The following is a 15,710-nucleotide window of genomic DNA, read 5'->3' as shown; positions in this document are numbered from 1 at the left end:
CGAGTCGTCGCGACCGACGAGCCAACGGGAACCCTGGCGGGACGTGTTTGCTGATGACACTCGTGCGGGACGGTCGTCTCCGCGCGCGTCGCCCGACTGCACGCACACCCGCGCTGTCTGCCGATTAGGGGCGAAAGCGTTATCCGAACTACGGTCGTAGCCGGCGACAATGCTGGAGACGTGCCCGTCCGTTGGGGGTGGTCCGCGGTGGAGCTGATCATCACGGAGAAGGACAACGCAGCGCGACGGATCGCCGACATTCTGAGCGGCGGTTCGATGGACTCGAGTCGCCAGAACGGGGTCAACGTCTACGAGTGGGGCGGCAAGCGCTGCGTGGGGCTGTCGGGCCACGTCGTGGGCGTCGACTTCCCGCCGGAGTACTCCGACTGGCGGGACGTCGAACCCGTCGAACTGATCGACGCGAGCGTCGAGAAGACGCCGACGAAGGAGAACATCGTGGCGACGCTGCGCATTCTGGCCCGACGGGCCGAGCGCGTCACGATCGCGACCGACTACGACCGCGAGGGCGAACTCATCGGCAAGGAGGCCTACGAGATCGTCCGCGACGTCAACGAGGACGTCCCGATCCGCCGGGTTCGGTTCTCCTCGATCACGGAGAACGAGGTGCAGAACGCCTTCGACCAGCCCGACGAACTCGACTTCGACCTCGCCGCCGCCGGCGAGGCCCGACAGATCATCGACCTCGTCTGGGGCGCCGCGCTCACCCGATTCCTCTCGCTGTCGGCGGGACAACTCGGCAACGACTTCATCTCGGTCGGTCGGGTCCAGTCGCCGACGCTCAAATTGATCGTCGACCGCGAGCGCGAGATCGAGGCGTTCGACCCCGAGGAGTACTGGGAACTCTACGCCGATCTCACGAAAAACGACGCCGAGTCGTTCCGCGCCCAGTACTTCTACCGCGACGAGGACGACAACGAGGCCGAGCGCGTCTGGGAGGAGGCCGTCGCGGACGAGGTCTACGAGACGCTCTCGACCGTCGACGCCGCCACCGTCGTCGACGTCAATCGCCGCACCCGGACCGACGCGCCGCCGACGCCGTTCAACACGACCCAGTTCATCCGCGCGGCGAGCGCCATCGGCTTCTCGGCCAAACGGGCCATGTCGATCGCCGAGGACCTCTACACCGCCGGCTACATCACGTACCCGCGAACGGACAACACCGTCTACCCCGACGATCTCGACCCCGAGGCGCTGCTCGACGACTTCGTCGGCCACCCAGTCCTCGGCGAGTCCGCCGAGTCGCTCCTCGAGAACGACGACGACATCGTCCCGACCGAGGGCGACGAGGAGACCACCGACCACCCCCCGATCCACCCGACGGGGGAGATCCCGGTCCGCGGAACCGACGTGAACGACGGCGAGTGGAAGGTGTACGAACTCGTCGTCAGGCGCTTCTACGCGACCGTCGCCGAGCCCGCGATCTGGGAGCACCTCAAGGTCGTCGCCGAGGCCGAGGAACACCGCCTCAAGGCCAACGGCAAGCGCCTCGTCGAAGCCGGCTACCACGCCGTCTACCCCTACTTCAACACCAGCGAGAACTACGTCCCCGCCGTCGAGGAGGGCGAGGAACTCGCCGTCAGCGAGGTCGACCTCGAGGAGAAGGAGACCCAGCCGCCCCGCCGGTACGGGCAGTCCCGACTCATCGAGACCATGGAGGAGCTGGGCATCGGCACGAAGTGCGTGACGGAGGGAACGAGGGTACTCCGGGTGGACGACGAATGCGAGATCGAACGTGTGCCGATCGAGGAACTCTTCGAGGGCGGGGTCGTTGCGATCGCCGACGGCGACACAGACATCGCCGTCACGGAGGACGGGCCGACGACGATTTCGTTCGACGAGACGACCGCATCGATCGACGAGCGGTCGCAAACGCTCGTCAGCCGCCGGCCGATCGAAGACGACGAACGTATTCTCGAAATAACGACCCCGAGCGGATCGTTCAGCGTTACCGACGATCATCCGGTGTACATCCGACGAGCGGATGACTTCCACGTCGTTCCCGCAGGGACCGTCGAGTCCGGTGACGAACTTTTGACGTCACGATTCGTTCCCCCGGTGGCAGAACCGGACGCTGGTGAGCCGCTACTCGATTGGGAGACGTTCGCCTCCGCTTGTTCGAAAACGTCGAAACTATACGGATCGGGCTGTGCCGAGGCAGTTGCAAAAAAACGTGCAGATACCGGAGAGACGCAGTACGAGTTCGCGGCCCGGTTCGGTATCGACCAATCTCACGTGAGCCTCTACGAGCGTGGAGAACGCGACGTCCCAGTCTGGCTGCTGGCGGAACTCGATATCGAACCCGACGAACTCCACGGGCTGAACTACGAGGCGACGTTCGAAAACCCGTTCCCGATCGAGTGGTCCGTCGAACTCGCTCGCATCATCGGAAATGTACTCGGAGACGGCTCGATACACGTCGATGTAGACGAGAACGTCGTGGATGTCAGGTACCACAACACCGACTGCGCGTTGATCGATCGATTCGTCTCGGATATAGAATCGATATTCGGGTCCAAACCGACAATTTCGGAACAGGAGGGGCGAGAACCCCACCACAAAGAGCGGTATCAAGTGAACCTCTCGTGCGCAGCCGGGCGTGTACTAGCTAAACTGCTCGAAGCGGCCCAATCCGCCGGTCTCACCGCGATGCCGGCCGCCGTACAGCCGGCTTTCGTCGGGGCACTCTTCGACGACGAGGGCCACATTACTACGGACGGCAAGGCGTTCATCTCGAACACCGACCACGACCTTCTCGAAGACATCCGTGAGATGCTCGCGTCGCTCGGTATCGACGCATCCCTCTCTGCAGACCAGCACAAACTCTACGTGCGCGGCCGCCGCGATATTGAGCGGTTCCTCGATACGATTCCGATCGTGGCCGACGAGAAATTCTATCGCGGATTGGCCAGTCTCACCTCCCGGCACGTTACCGTACGGAAAGCCCAAATCCTGTACCTGCTCACGGAAAACGCGCTCACGACCGCCGACATTGCGGAGGAACTCGATGCGAGCGTCGGTACCGTTCAGTCGGCTATTCGAGAGTTGAAATCCGATGGGTACGTCGAGACGATCATCGAGGGGAGCAACAGAAGCCTCGATGGCCATCGGCAGTTCAGGTACAGCGCGACCGGCTTCGCCGATTCGATCTACGCGACAGTCTGTGACGAGCCGACGGCCGCTCCCGTCCGATCCGTCGACGAGCGCGAATACGACGGGTACGTCTTCGATCTGACGATCGACGAACGAGCGCCGAACTTCGCCGTCGAGGGAGGTGCGATCATCCACAACTCCACCCGCCACGACATCCTCCAGAAGCTCTACGACCGCGGCTACGTCGAGGGCGACCCGCCGCGGCCGACGCGGCTCGCGATGGCCGTCGTCGAGGCCGCCGAGAGCTACGCCGACCGCGTCGTCAGCGAGGAGATGACCGCCCAGCTCGAGGCGGACATGGACGCCATCGCCTCCGGCGAGGCCACGCTGGACGACGTGACAGACGAGTCGCGGGAGATGCTCGAGGAGATCTTCGACCACCTCGCCGAGTCGCGCGACGAGATCGGCGACCACCTGCGCAAGTCGCTCAAGGACGACAAGCGCCTCGGGCCGTGCCCCGAGTGCGGCGAGGACCTGCTCGTCAGGCGTAGCCGACACGGCTCGTACTTCATCGGCTGCGACGGCTACCCCGACTGCGAGTACACCCTTCCGCTGCCGTCGACCGGCAAGCCGCTCATCCTCGAGTCGGAGTGCGAGGAACACGGCATGAACGAGGTGAAGATGCTCGCCGGCCGGCGCACGTTCGTCCACGGCTGCCCGCTCTGCAAGGCCGAGGAGGCCGGCGAGGGCCCGATTCTCGGGACGTGTCCGGACTGCGGAGCGGAACACGGCGGCGAACTCGCGATCAAGACCCTCCAGAGCGGCTCGCGACTCGTCGGTTGCACCCGATACCCCGACTGCGAGTACTCGCTGCCCCTTCCCCGGCGCGGCGAGATCGAGGTCACCGAGATGACCTGCGACGAGCACGACCTGCCCGAACTCGTGATCCACAGCGGCGACGAGCCGTGGGAACTGGGCTGCCCCATCTGCAACTACCGGGAGTTCCAGGCCCGCGAGTCCGAGAGCGGCTCCGACCTCGAGTCGCTCGACGGCATCGGCGCGAAGACCGCCGAGAAGCTCGCCGCCGCCGGCATCGAGAGCATCGACGACCTGACCGACGCCGATCCGGACGACGTCGCCGCCGACGTCGAGGGCGTCAGCGCCGACCGCGTCCGAACCTGGCAGGCGAAGGCCTGATCCGCCGGGCGGACGGGCCGTCAGCGCTGGACCGTGTCCCCGTTCCCACCCCACTCATCCTCTCCCGTTCCGTCGACTCGGGTGGGCCGAATTCCTTCCGCTACCTCCCCCTGATGCGATGGGTACCACCCGTAAGTAACCGGGTCGTAAACCGACCGAAGCGTCGACTGTCACGGTTACGAACACGTTAGAACCCGGCTATCGGGGCGTACAATTATCTACGTCGGTGGAATCGCTTCGATATCCGCGCCGGCGGTCCGGCAACGGCGACGAGGGACGCCGAACGGGACCGACCGGCGAGAACCGAGGGAACACGCATGGCACCACCGAACGACTCGAGCGGGGTCGTCGACGACACCGGCGGGAACCGAAACGAGACGCGGGGGCCGGGCGCGGAGATCGAAGTGACGGTGGGGATCGACCGACTCGAGTCGTTTCTCCTGGCGGACGACGCCGACGTACGCGAGTACGCGGCGGACGCGCTGGCGTCTGAGGCCGACGAGTGGCCGGGCGAGGTTCGATCCGCGGTGCCGGGACTCGTCGACCGACTCGAGTCGGACGACGAGGGTGCGGTGGTCGCCCGGGCGACGGCCGCGCTCGCGGCCGTGGGCGAAGCACACCCGGACGCGATCGTCGAGGCCGTCCCCGCGCTCACGGATCGACTCGACGACGAGCCGACGGTCCGACGGAGCGCCGCACGCGCGCTGTGCGCCGTCGCGTCGGCGAATCCGTCGGCCGTCGGCGAGTCGACGAACGCGCTCGCATCGGCCGCGGGTGACGAGGACCACCGGGTACGGATTCGCGCCGCGGAGGCGCTGGCCGCCCTCGCGAGCGTCGACCCGACCACCGCGGCGGACCACGTGGAAGCGATAGCCGGCGTCATCGACGACGACCGGAAATCCGTGCGAGAGCGCGCGACGGCGGCGCTCGAGTCGATCGCGGCCGACCGACCCGACGCCGTGGCGCCGGTCGCCCACCGACTCGTCGACCGGTTGGACGACGGGAGTGTGCGGATACGGGCGAACGCGACGACGGCGATCGAGTCGGTCGTCGAGGAGCGGCCGGCGGCCGGCGCACTCGAGGTCACCCAGATCGCCGAACGCCTCGCGGACGACGACCCGGGCGTTCGGGCGGATGCGGCCGCAGCCCTGGGATCGATCGCCGACGCGTACCCGACGGCTGTCGCCGCGGTGGCCGAGTCACTCGCCGAGGCACTGACGGACGAACCCGACGTCAGGCGTGACGCCGCTCGAGCCCTCCGTCGGGCCGCCGCCGCGGAGCCCGCGGCCTGCGTCGTCGCCGTCGACGCCCTGGCCGCGCGACTTGCGGACGATCTCGAGCGCGTTCGCGAGGACGCGGCCGTGGCGCTCGCCGCGATCGCGGACGCCCGTCCGGGGGCGCTCGCCCCGGCGGTCGACGCCCTGGCGCGCAGGGTTCACGGGGACGGGGACGCCGTGTGTAGGTTTTGCACCGAGGCGATCGCGGCCGTCGCCGAACCGAACCCCGGGGCCGTCGAGCCCGTCGTGCCCGAACTCGCCGACGCGTTCGAGGAAGGTCCCGACGAGGGAAGGGTCGAGGCCGCCCGCGCGATCGTCGCCGTCGGCGAGGCGTCGCCCGACGCGCTCGAACCGATCGTCGCCGAACTCGCCTCCGCGGTGGACGACGCCGACGACCGGATCCGTCGCCCCGCGGCCGAGGCGCTCGGGGCGTTCGCTCGCGCTCGAGTCGACGACCGGTCCGACGTCGACGGACTCTTCGAGCGCCTCGAGTCGGACGACCCCTGGATCCGGGGCCACGCGGCGCGATCGATCGCGGAGATCGCCGAGTCGTGCGTCGACGGCGATCACCCGGCCCTCGAGTCGCTCCGCGAGCGTCTCGACGCCGACGAGCCGTCGATTCGAGCGGCGGCGACGCGTGACCTCCTCTCGGTCGCGGCGGAACGACCGCGGGAGGTCGGCCGGGCGATTCCGGAACTCGGCGATCGACTGGGTGACGAACGCGCCGACGTCCGCGCCGACGCGGCGCTCGCGCTGGCCCGGTTGGCGGAGGGGAAGCCGGAGGCGGTCGAAGCCGCTATCGCACCGCTGTTCGACGGCCTCGACGATCCGGACCGAACGGTCAGAACGGCGGTTCGCACCGCCCTCGAGTCGATCGACGACGACGAGTCACCGCTCGATCGACCCACGTTCGCGCTCGCCGTCGAACGGACGGCCCACGGGGACGAACGGGTTCGCGCGGCGGCGGCGGGGGCCCTCGAGACGCTCGGGATCGAATCCGGCGAGGAGGCCCTCGTGGCGGCCGAGACCGTAGGATCGCTGCTCGTCGATCCGACGCCGACGGTTCGCGCGACGACGCTCGAGACGCTCGCGGCGCTCCTCGAGGGAACGCCACCGGACGTCGACCCCTCGCCGTCGACGGCCGTCCGAGAGACTATCGCGTCGGGCGACTCCCCGATCGCAACGGCGCTCGCGGGAGGGTTGGCGGACGTCGCCAGGTTCGACCCGACGCTCCTCGAGTCCGAACTCGACGAGTGCGCCGACCTCCTCGAACGACTCCCCGTCGACGCGGGCACGGACGGGAGTCCGAGCGGTGGCTCGGTCGACGCCGATTCCGACCCCGATCGAATCCGCCGCCGTCTGCTCCGCGCGATCGCGACGGTCACCTCGGCTTCTGGGTCGAGGGACGCGACCGAACCACCCCACAGGCGATCCGCGACAGCAATCGTGCTTGCGCACCTCGAGCGCGGAGGCGGTCCGTTCGGGAGCCGGGCCCGCGCGGCGGCCGAACTCGCCCGACTGGCGGCAGCCACCCCGGACGACGCGGCCCGCGAGCGCGATCGACTCGAACCGCTGCTCGACGACGACGAGGAGGGGGTCCGCGGGTACGCGGCGGTCGCCCTCGGGACCCTTGCGATCGCGGGGCAGGACGACGGTTCCTCGTTTGCAGTCGCCCCCGACGGTGGGGCGGAGGGGATCGATGACGCGATTCCGATCGTCTCGGGAGACGCAGTGCCGTCCCACACGGATCGGATCAACCGTCACCTGACGACGTTCGGCGGTCGGATCGAGGCTAGCGAGGACGCCCCGCCGTGGGTGGTCGCGCTGGCCACTCTCGCGCTGGGCGCGCTGGCCGACGAAGCCGACGGTCTCAGACCGACGGCGATCTCCAAGCTCGCCCCCGCGCTCGCCGTCGAGGACCCGGTCGTCCGCACGACCGCCGCCAGAACGATCGCGACGATCGCGGACGGGAATCCGACCGGGCTCGAGGCGGCGGAGACCGAACTCGCGGACGCGCTCTCGGCCGACGACGCCGACGTCCGGGCGAACGCAGCGGCCGCGCTGTTGGCCCGCGTCAGGCGAACGGAGGCGGTCGACGACGAGGGGCTCGCGGCCCTCCGGAACCGCCTCTCGGATTCCGACGCTCGCGTTCGCGAACGGGCGGCCTGGGCGCTCGCGGCGGTCGACGACGTCGACGCGTTGCCGACGGTTCGCGCCCTCGCCGACGACCCCGTCCCCGCCGTCTCGAGGGCCGCGCGCGCCGGGACGAACCAACTCGAGATCGCGCGCGATCACCTGGCGGATCCACCCGTGCGGAATCGAGACTGGCGGTCGGTCCGCGCGACGCCGTCCGGAAGCGGCCGGATCGACGACGCGGCGATCGGCGGCGTCGACGAGGATCCCCTGTGGGTCGTCGAAACCGACGGCTGCTCGACCGACGACCGCAGAACTCCGACGCCGGCGCTCGTCGGCGACGCGGCGTACGTCGTGGACGGATCGCTCGCGGCGCTCGCGCTCCGTGATGGATCGACTCGGTGGCGACTCGACGCCCGGACTCCGATCGCGACCTCGCCCGCGGTTGCCGAGGGCGTGGCGGTGGTCGGCACTCGAGGCGGGGCCGCGATCGCAGTGGACGTCGAAACGGGCGAGCGACTGTGGCGATATCGGGCCGATGGCCCCCTCACCGCGTCGCCGGTCGTCGCCGACGGAACGGCCTACGTGGGCGCCGAGACACTGTACGCCCTCGACGCCGCGGACGGGCGTCCGAAGTGGCGCGTCGACCTCGAGGGGGCGGCCGGTCCGCCGGCGGTCGCCGACGGTCGGGTTTACGTGGCCCACGGGAGGCGACTCGTCGCGCTGGACGCGGCGGACGGGAGCCGACTGTGGGCGGTCGACGCCGAGTCCGTCCTCGGATCCCCCGCGATCGCCGACGGTGCGGCGGTCGTCGCGTCGGGACGGTCGCTCTCGGCGTTCTCCCTCGCGGACGGATCGCGTCGATTCCGCTTCGACACCGGGTTCCGGCCGGCGGGCCCCCCAGCCGCTACCGATTCGACCGCGTTCGTCGCGGCGACCGGCGGCAGCGTCCACGCCGTCGACCTCGAGACGGGCGACCGGCGCTGGCGTTGCGCGCTCGAGGCCGGCGGCAACCCCTCGACGGCCCCCGCGGTCGTCGGCGACGTCGTCTGCGTCGGGACCGACGGTGGGTCCCTCGTCGGACTCGACGCGACGGACGGCTCGAGGCGGTGGCGCGCCGACTGCGAAGCGGTCGGGTCGATCGAGTCGATTTCGGCCGGGCACGGTCGACTGTGCGTGGCCGGGTCGGACGGCGCGGCCCTCCTCAGGGGAACCGGGCCGTCGTGGCGACGTCGACTCGAGGCGTTCGACGGGATGACGGCCGTCTCGAACCTGCTCGACCGGTTCTAAGCCGAAACGAGGTGGCCCCGTGCGGACGCGGTTCGAACCGGCGTGACGCGCACGCCGTATCGGATCGACCGGGGAGTAAAAGGTCGCCGACGCCGTCGAACCGCGCGTGACCGACCCGGACGAGACCGACGACCGCACCCGGTGGAACGAGAAGTACGACGATCCCGAGTTTCAGCTCCCGGAAGAGCCGATCCCAGAGCTGAAGCGCCTGATCGACGAGTTGCCCGACGGCCGGGCGCTCGACGTCGCCACGGGGACCGGCCGGAACGCCCTCTTCCTCGCCGAGCGCGGCTACGACGTGGACGCCGTCGACGTCTCCGACGAGGCCCTCGAGCGAGCGCGCGAGCGGGCCGCCGACCGAGGCGTCGAGGGGAACGTAACCTGGATCCGCGCCGACTTCGACGCGTTCGACCTCGAGCCCGAATCGTACGACGTGATCGCCGTGAGCTTCTTCGCGGCGCTGGATCGGCTCCCCGACCTCAAGGAGGCGCTCGCCCCGGACGGGGTGCTGGTGTACGAACACCACCTTCGATCGGCCGACCCGATCGACGTCGGCCCCTCGAGCGACCGATTCCGCTTTCGATCGAACGACCTCCTGCGGGCGTGCCTGGACCTGACCGTGCTGTACTACGCCGAACGACGGCGAGAGGTGGGCGAGGGAATCGCCGCCGACGCGACGATCGTCGCCCGGAAGTCGCGGGGCGGTCGACAGTCGTACCCGCTCGTCGAGGGGACGGAGTAACCGACGAACACGGGGCCGCGATCCGATTCGGTGCGGTTCGAGGCGGTCCGAACGGGAACGGCGAACGTCGCGGTCGATGTCCTTTTATCGGCGCGGTAACGACTCTGGAGTCACGATGACCGCGCTGCTCGCCACCGCCCTCGCGGGGGTCGTCTTCGGCATCGCGCTCGCCGCGCCGCCGGGCCCGATGAACGCCATCATCGCCGAGGAGAGCGTGTTACGGGGCTGGGACGCCGGTTTCAAGGCCGGCCTCGGGGCCATGTCGGCGGACGCGATCTTCTTCGTCCTCGCCCTCGCGGGGGCCGTCACAGTCGTGGCCCGAACGCCGGTCCTCGAGACCGCGCTCTACGTCGTCGGCGGCCTCCTCATGCTGTACTTCGCGCTGGGAGCGATCCTCGACGCCCGCACCGCTGCCGCGTTCACCGACGACGTGGAGGACGACTCGACGGGCTTCCGGAAGGCGTTCGTGCTGTCCCTGACGAACCCGTACCAGATCGGCTTCTGGCTCACGGTCGGCGTGGGGTTGCTCAAGCCCGGGACGGTCGACGTGCTGTCCCACCTGCCGGCGTTCGGGGACCGACTCGCCGGCGCGCTCGTCGTCGAAACCGGGAGCCCGGCGCTGCTGGTCGGGTTCTTCGGCGGCATCCTCCTCTGGATCGTGGTCTTTCCGGCGACGCTCTCGACCGCTGGCCGCCGGGTCGACGCCCTCGCGCCCATCATCGCGTTCGCCAGCGGCCTGGTGCTGGCCGGGTTCGGCCTCTTCTTCCTGACGGAGGCGACTGCCGGCGTTCTCTGACTGGCGCCCCAGCGCGGATTCGCTCCGCGGAACCGACCTACAGGTAGTCGTCGACCAACAGCTCCACGCGCTCGAGCGTCTCCTCGGGGATCGACTCGACCGGCGTGTTGATCGTCCCCTCGAGGGCCGACCACGCCTCGCTCTCGAAGTCCTCGGGCATCTCGCGGACGGCGCGCTCGATCGTCGCGTTGATCGCCTCCTGGTTGGCCGCGGCGTTCTCGAGGACCTCCTCGAGCGAGACTTCGCTGTCGTCCTTCCAGACGTCGTAATCAGTGACGCCGGCGATGGTGGCGTAACTCATCTCGGCTTCGCGGGCGAGTTTGGCCTCCGGGATCGCCGTCATACCGATGACGTCCCAGCCCTGGTTCCGGTAGAACTCGCTCTCGGCCTTCGTCGAGAACTGCGGTCCTTCGATGCAGACGTACGTGGCGCCAGCCTCCACGTCGGCGTCGGTCGCCGCGCGAACCGACTCGACCAAGTGATCCGCCAGGGCGGGACAGTAGGGCTCGGCGAACCCCATGTGGACGACCATCCCGTCGCCGAAGAAGGTGGGCGTTCGGTGTTTGGTCCGGTCGAACGTCTGGTCGGGGACGACGAGCGTTCTGGGCGGGAGGTCCTCCCGCAGGCTCCCGACGGCGTTCGTCGAGATGACTCGATCGACGCCCAGTTGCTTCAGCGCGTGGACGTTGGCGCGATACGGGGTCTCCGTCGGCGAGTAGCTGTGATCCTCGCCGTGGCGTGGGAGGAACGCCACCTCGCGACCGGCGAGTTCGCCGATCGTAACGTCGTCGCTCGGGTCGCCGAAGGGCGTCGAGATCGATTCCGTTCGCGTTCGCTCGAGCGGCAGCGCCTCGTAGATACCGCTGCCACCGATCACGCCGATTGTCATGGCTTCACGTGGGACGCGAGCCGACGTAAACGGTGGGGAACCACCTCGAGGTAGGACGACGGAGGGAGCCACGGGTCCCTCGAGCGTTGCTCGGCGCGATTCGTCACTGGATACCAGCCATCACGAGCGCTGAAGTGATCGGATATCGTCTCACGTTATATGACCAACACGTCGGCCGCGGACGAGGCCCGTCTCACGGAGGGCGACCTCGTCCGCCCGATGTTCCGGTTGGCGTGGCCCCTGGTGGTCATCCAGCTGCTGCAGGTCGCCTACAACGTCGGCGACACGTTCTGGCTCGGCGCGCTCTCGCCGGACGCCGTCGGGGCGATCAGCCTCGCGTTTCCGCTGATCTTCCTCGTGATCGCCGTCGGCGGCGGGTTCACGACGGCTGGAGCGATCATGATCGCTCAGCACAGGGGTGCCGAAAGCGGCGAAGACGGACTGATCGCCGGCCAGACGGTCTCGTTCATCCTCCTCGTGGCGACCGCGCTGGGTCTCCTCGGATTCGTCGTCACCGACGACCTGCTGGGGCTGCTCCCCGCCGACGCGGAGACGGCGGCCGCCATCGTCCCCCTCGCGGCCGCCTACATGCGGGTGTTCTTCCTCGGGATGCCCTTCCTGTTCGGCTTCTTCGTCTTCGTCGCGCTCATGCGGGGCTACGGGACCGCACGCGCGCCGATGCGGGTGATGGTCGTCAGCGTGCTGATCAACCTCGCGCTCGACCCGCTGTTCATCTTCGGCGTCGGGCCGTTCCCCCGCCTCGAGATGGAGGGCGCGGCGGTGGCGACGGTCATCTCGCGAGCGATCGCGACCGCCATCGGCTTCTGGCTCCTGCTCCGGACGGACGTCGGGCCGGCGGTCGAGGTCGACCACCTCGTGCCGCGGCTCGAGTACGTGCGCGAAATCGTCCGCCTCGGCGTGCCGACGGCGCTCGAGCAGTCGATGACGGCGCTGTCGATGGTGGCGATGACGGCGATGGTGGTGACGTTCCCGCCGGCGGTCGTCGGGGCCTACGGCCTGGGCAACCGGCTCATCTCGCTCGCGTTCCTGCCGTCGATGGGGCTCGGACAGGCGACGGACTCTATCGTCGGGCAGAACCTCGGCGCCGGGAGGCCCGACCGGGCGGAGCGGGCCACGTGGCTCGCCGCCGGCACCATCGCGGCGATCATGCTCGTCGCGGGGAGCATCGCGTTCCTGATCCCCGAACCGATCGTTTCCGTGTTCGTCACCGCCGAGGAGGCCGGACGCGCGGAGACGATCGCCTACGGCAGCACGTACCTCCGGTTCGCCGCGGTCGCGTTCGTCTTCACGGGCGTCACGCAGATCGTCCTCGGCGCGTTTCGCGGCGCCGGCAACACGAAGACCGCGCTCGCGTTCGCCGTTCTCGGCCTCTGGGTCGCCCGCGTCCCGGTCACCTACGCCCTGCTCTTCGTCGCCGACTGGGGGACGACGGGGATCTGGCTGGGGGCGATCGTCGGGGATATCGTCGCCGCGTTCGCCGCCGTCGCCTGGTTCACCCGCGGCACGTGGAAGGAGTCGATCCTCGAGGACGACGCGGACGAGGAAGCGGCTCGCTCGAGCGCGACGACGACCGACTGACCGCACGGTGGCGGGTGAGATTCGATTCGTGGAGGCAGTACCGACCGCATTCTGCACCGAAGGACGGAACGCACGTCGTTCACGTTCGCTCCGTAGCCGCTAGAATCCCTGGAACGCCCGCAGATCTCGTCTCAGCGCAACCGTTACTCGACCAGCCGCCACTCGCCGTGCTCGGCCCGTTCGACGAGTTCCCGGCGTTCCATCTCGGTCAGCACCTCGGGAAGCCGGTTCGGCTGGGCGATCTCCATCTCGATGCGCTGGACGTCGTGGTACTCGGTGAGGAAGTGACGGACGTCCTCGAGCGCGAACGTCTCCTGATCCGCCTTCGTCATCGCGCCCGTGATCAGGTCGATCATGTCCTCGATGAAGTTCCACGGGTAGACGATCCAGGCCCACTCCTCGAGTCGCTCGCCCACGTAGTCGGGTTCGAACTCGCTGGTCTGGAGGAGTTGGAGCGTGGCGGTTCGCACTTCGCCGGCGTCGCGCTCGTCGACGTACTCGTAGGCGCGCTCGATCGAGCCGCCGGTGTCGGCGATGTCGTCGATGATGAGGACGTCCTTGTCCTCGACGCTCCCCTCGGGCATCGGGTAGCGAACGGTCGGCTCGCCGGTCTTCTGGGCGGTGCCGACGTAGTGTTCCATCTTCAGGCTCGTCAGGTCGTCCAGTCCGAGGAAGTCACAGAGACACCGGCCCGCGAACCAGCCGCCCCGCGCCAGCGCGACGACGACGTCCGGTTCGAACGAGTCCCGTCGAATCTCGTCGCTGACGTCGCGGCAGAGCCCGTAGATGTACTCCCAGTTCGTGATCGTGCACGTGAATTCGTCCGGTAGGTCGGACATTGCTGGTGGCCACCTACTCGGGTGACCGTCGCGGACCCCTATAAGTGGGCTGAAACGCGATCCGACGGCGATTTCTCGAGGTGGCGCACCGTCCTCGTCGATTTGAGCCCCGTTCCGTAATCGATCGCGGGACGACGCGCTTCGATCCGCATCGACAGCGTGTGATGTCTATGAAAAGGTACACCCCCGCCGGTGGCCGTGGTACCGCGACCTGAATCGTGTCACGATCGCAACGTTCAAGGCTGACTAACCGGTTAGTCAGCACAGGATCACCGCCCGCTTCTATGATCATCGAACTCGACGATACCACGCACCACGTTGGAGGTGGCCGAAGTGTCGGTCCGTGAGCACCTCGAGGGTATCTTCCGCGAGCAGGAAGACCTCGACCTGACCAGCGGCGGTATCGTGAAACCGCTGTTCTACCTCTCGATTCCGCTGATCATCACGAACGTGTTACAGACGGCGTACAACGTCGTCGACACGGCCTGGCTCGGCCGGTACGGAACCACGGAGGTTGCGGCGATCAGCTTCGCGTTTCCGCTGATCTTCCTGTTGATCTCGTTCGCGATGGGGCTGTCGGTCGCCGGAAGCGTGCTCGTCGCCCAGTACGTCGGCGCGAATCGCGAAGGGGAGGCCGAGTACGCAGCCTCCCAGACCGTCGCGTTCTCGATGCTCGCGTCGATCGCCATCGGACTCGCCGGCTACCCGTTCGTCGATGACGTGTTACGGCTCTTCGACGCGGAACCCGAGATCATCGCCGCCGCCGCCGAGTACTTGCGAATCTACGCGCTCGGACTGGTCTTCGTCTTCGGCTTCTTCATGTTCATCTCGCTCATGCGCGGCTACGGCGACACGGTTACACCGATGCTCATCATGTTCGTGACGGTCGTGATCAACGTGATCCTCGACCCGCTGTTGATCTTCGGCGTCGGCCCGTTCCCCGAGATGGGGATCGCCGGCGCGTCGCTCGCGACGATTTTCTCGCGGGCGATTACCCTCGCGATCGGCCTGTGGATCATGCTGCGCGGCCACCGCGGCGTTCGGATCCGCCTCTCGCAGATGGTTCCCGACCCCTCCTACGGGCTGAAACTGCTGCGGATCGGGCTGCCGGCGTCGTTCGAAGGGTCGAGTCGGGCGCTCACGATCACGCTGTTGCTGTTCGTCGTCGCCACGTTCTCCGAACCGGTTATCGCCGGCTACGGGATCGGGACGCGAGTCCTGTCGGTGATCGTCCTCCCAGCGATCGCGCTCTCCCAGGGCGTCGAAACCATGACCGGTCAGAACATCGGCGCGGGCGAGGTCGACCGCGCCGCCGAGACCAACCGCATCGCCGGCTGGACGCTGTTTCTCGTCCTGACGGCCGCGGGACTGCTCACCACGCTCGTCGCGGAACCCGTCGTCTCGATATTCACGACCGATCCCGCGGTCGTCGACGTGGGTTCGAGCTTCCTCTACTACGTCGCTCCCACGTTCGGCCTGTTCGGCGCCATGTACGCCCACCTCGGCGGCTTCCGCGGCGTCGGCATGACGATGACCGCGGCCGGCGTCGTCATCGTCGCGTTCGGCCTCGTGCAGTTTCCGTTCGCCTGGTACGCCTCGAGCGAGTGGGGACCGACGGGGATCTGGCTCTCGTTCGCCGTCTCCCACTTCGTCGGCGCGACGGTCGCCATCGGTCTGTTCCGGCGCGGAACGTGGCGGTCGAAGGGAGTCGCCGGCGTCGCGCGCCGGCGCGGTCCACCCGTGGACGTCGACGCCGAATCGACCGTCGAGGGTGACTCGGCGGACGACGACTGAGACGGAACGAGTCGAGTGAAAAGAGCGAAGAGGCGGGCGACGT

General features: G+C 68.5%; 7 protein-coding genes and 3 pseudogenes. 8 read left to right on the top strand and 2 right to left on the bottom strand.

Features of this window, described 5'->3' with window-relative positions; translation table 11 throughout:
* Window positions 1–207: 207 nt before the first annotated feature.
* From RJT68_RS08170 to RJT68_RS08145, 6 genes and pseudogenes are all read left to right on the top strand, one after another.
* A pseudogene (locus RJT68_RS08170) lies at window positions 208–1,698 on the top strand (DNA topoisomerase I); the annotation flags it as partial.
* Window positions 1,672–3,102 (top strand): annotated as a pseudogene (locus RJT68_RS08165) (LAGLIDADG family homing endonuclease); the annotation flags it as partial. The pseudogenes RJT68_RS08170 and RJT68_RS08165, both read left to right, overlap by 27 nt.
* A 207-nt stretch (window positions 3,103–3,309) precedes the next feature.
* Window positions 3,310–4,308 (top strand): annotated as a pseudogene (locus tag RJT68_RS08160) (topoisomerase DNA-binding C4 zinc finger domain-containing protein); the annotation flags it as partial.
* Between the two features lie 317 nt (window positions 4,309–4,625).
* On the top strand, window positions 4,626–9,008 hold the full coding sequence (locus RJT68_RS08155; protein WP_407039866.1) for a HEAT repeat domain-containing protein: 4,383 nt from the start codon (window positions 4,626–4,628) through the stop codon (window positions 9,006–9,008).
* 106 nt (window positions 9,009–9,114) lie between these two features.
* Window positions 9,115–9,750 (top strand): class I SAM-dependent methyltransferase, encoded by a 636-nt coding sequence (locus tag RJT68_RS08150; protein WP_407039865.1) that lies wholly within the window; start codon window positions 9,115–9,117, stop codon window positions 9,748–9,750.
* A 115-nt stretch (window positions 9,751–9,865) separates the two neighbouring features.
* Complete coding sequence (locus RJT68_RS08145) at window positions 9,866–10,546, top strand: LysE family translocator (protein WP_407039864.1); 681 nt, start codon at window positions 9,866–9,868, stop codon at window positions 10,544–10,546.
* Window positions 10,547–10,583: 37 nt separating this feature from the next.
* Here RJT68_RS08145 and mtnP read toward each other — a convergent pair whose 3' ends face one another.
* Window positions 10,584–11,435, bottom strand: a complete 852-nt coding sequence (gene mtnP / locus RJT68_RS08140) for an S-methyl-5'-thioadenosine phosphorylase (RefSeq protein WP_407039863.1) — start codon at window positions 11,433–11,435, stop codon at window positions 10,584–10,586.
* A 159-nt stretch (window positions 11,436–11,594) separates the two neighbouring features.
* Here mtnP and RJT68_RS08135 point away from each other — a divergent pair, with 159 nt between their 5' ends.
* Window positions 11,595–13,034 (top strand): MATE family efflux transporter, encoded by a 1,440-nt coding sequence (locus RJT68_RS08135; RefSeq protein ID WP_407039862.1) that lies wholly within the window; start codon window positions 11,595–11,597, stop codon window positions 13,032–13,034.
* 143 nt (window positions 13,035–13,177) lie between these two features.
* On the opposite strand, the gene RJT68_RS08130 is transcribed toward RJT68_RS08135, so the two are convergent.
* Window positions 13,178–13,873, bottom strand: coding sequence for a phosphoribosyltransferase (locus RJT68_RS08130; RefSeq protein ID WP_407039861.1), 696 nt, complete (start codon window positions 13,871–13,873; stop codon window positions 13,178–13,180).
* 333 nt (window positions 13,874–14,206) lie between these two features.
* Between RJT68_RS08130 and RJT68_RS08125 the strand changes: the two genes are divergently transcribed.
* Window positions 14,207–15,667, top strand: a complete 1,461-nt coding sequence (locus RJT68_RS08125; protein WP_407039860.1) for an MATE family efflux transporter — start codon at window positions 14,207–14,209, stop codon at window positions 15,665–15,667.
* The last annotated feature ends 43 nt before the right edge of the window (window positions 15,668–15,710 follow it).

Origin of the sequence: Halovalidus salilacus, assembly GCF_031852275.1 — an archaeon.
GTDB classification, from domain to species: domain Archaea; phylum Halobacteriota; class Halobacteria; order Halobacteriales; family Natrialbaceae; genus Halovalidus; species Halovalidus salilacus.
The sequence above is the reverse complement of the archived record's forward strand: the minus strand, read 5'-3'. Positions and strand labels throughout refer to the sequence as shown.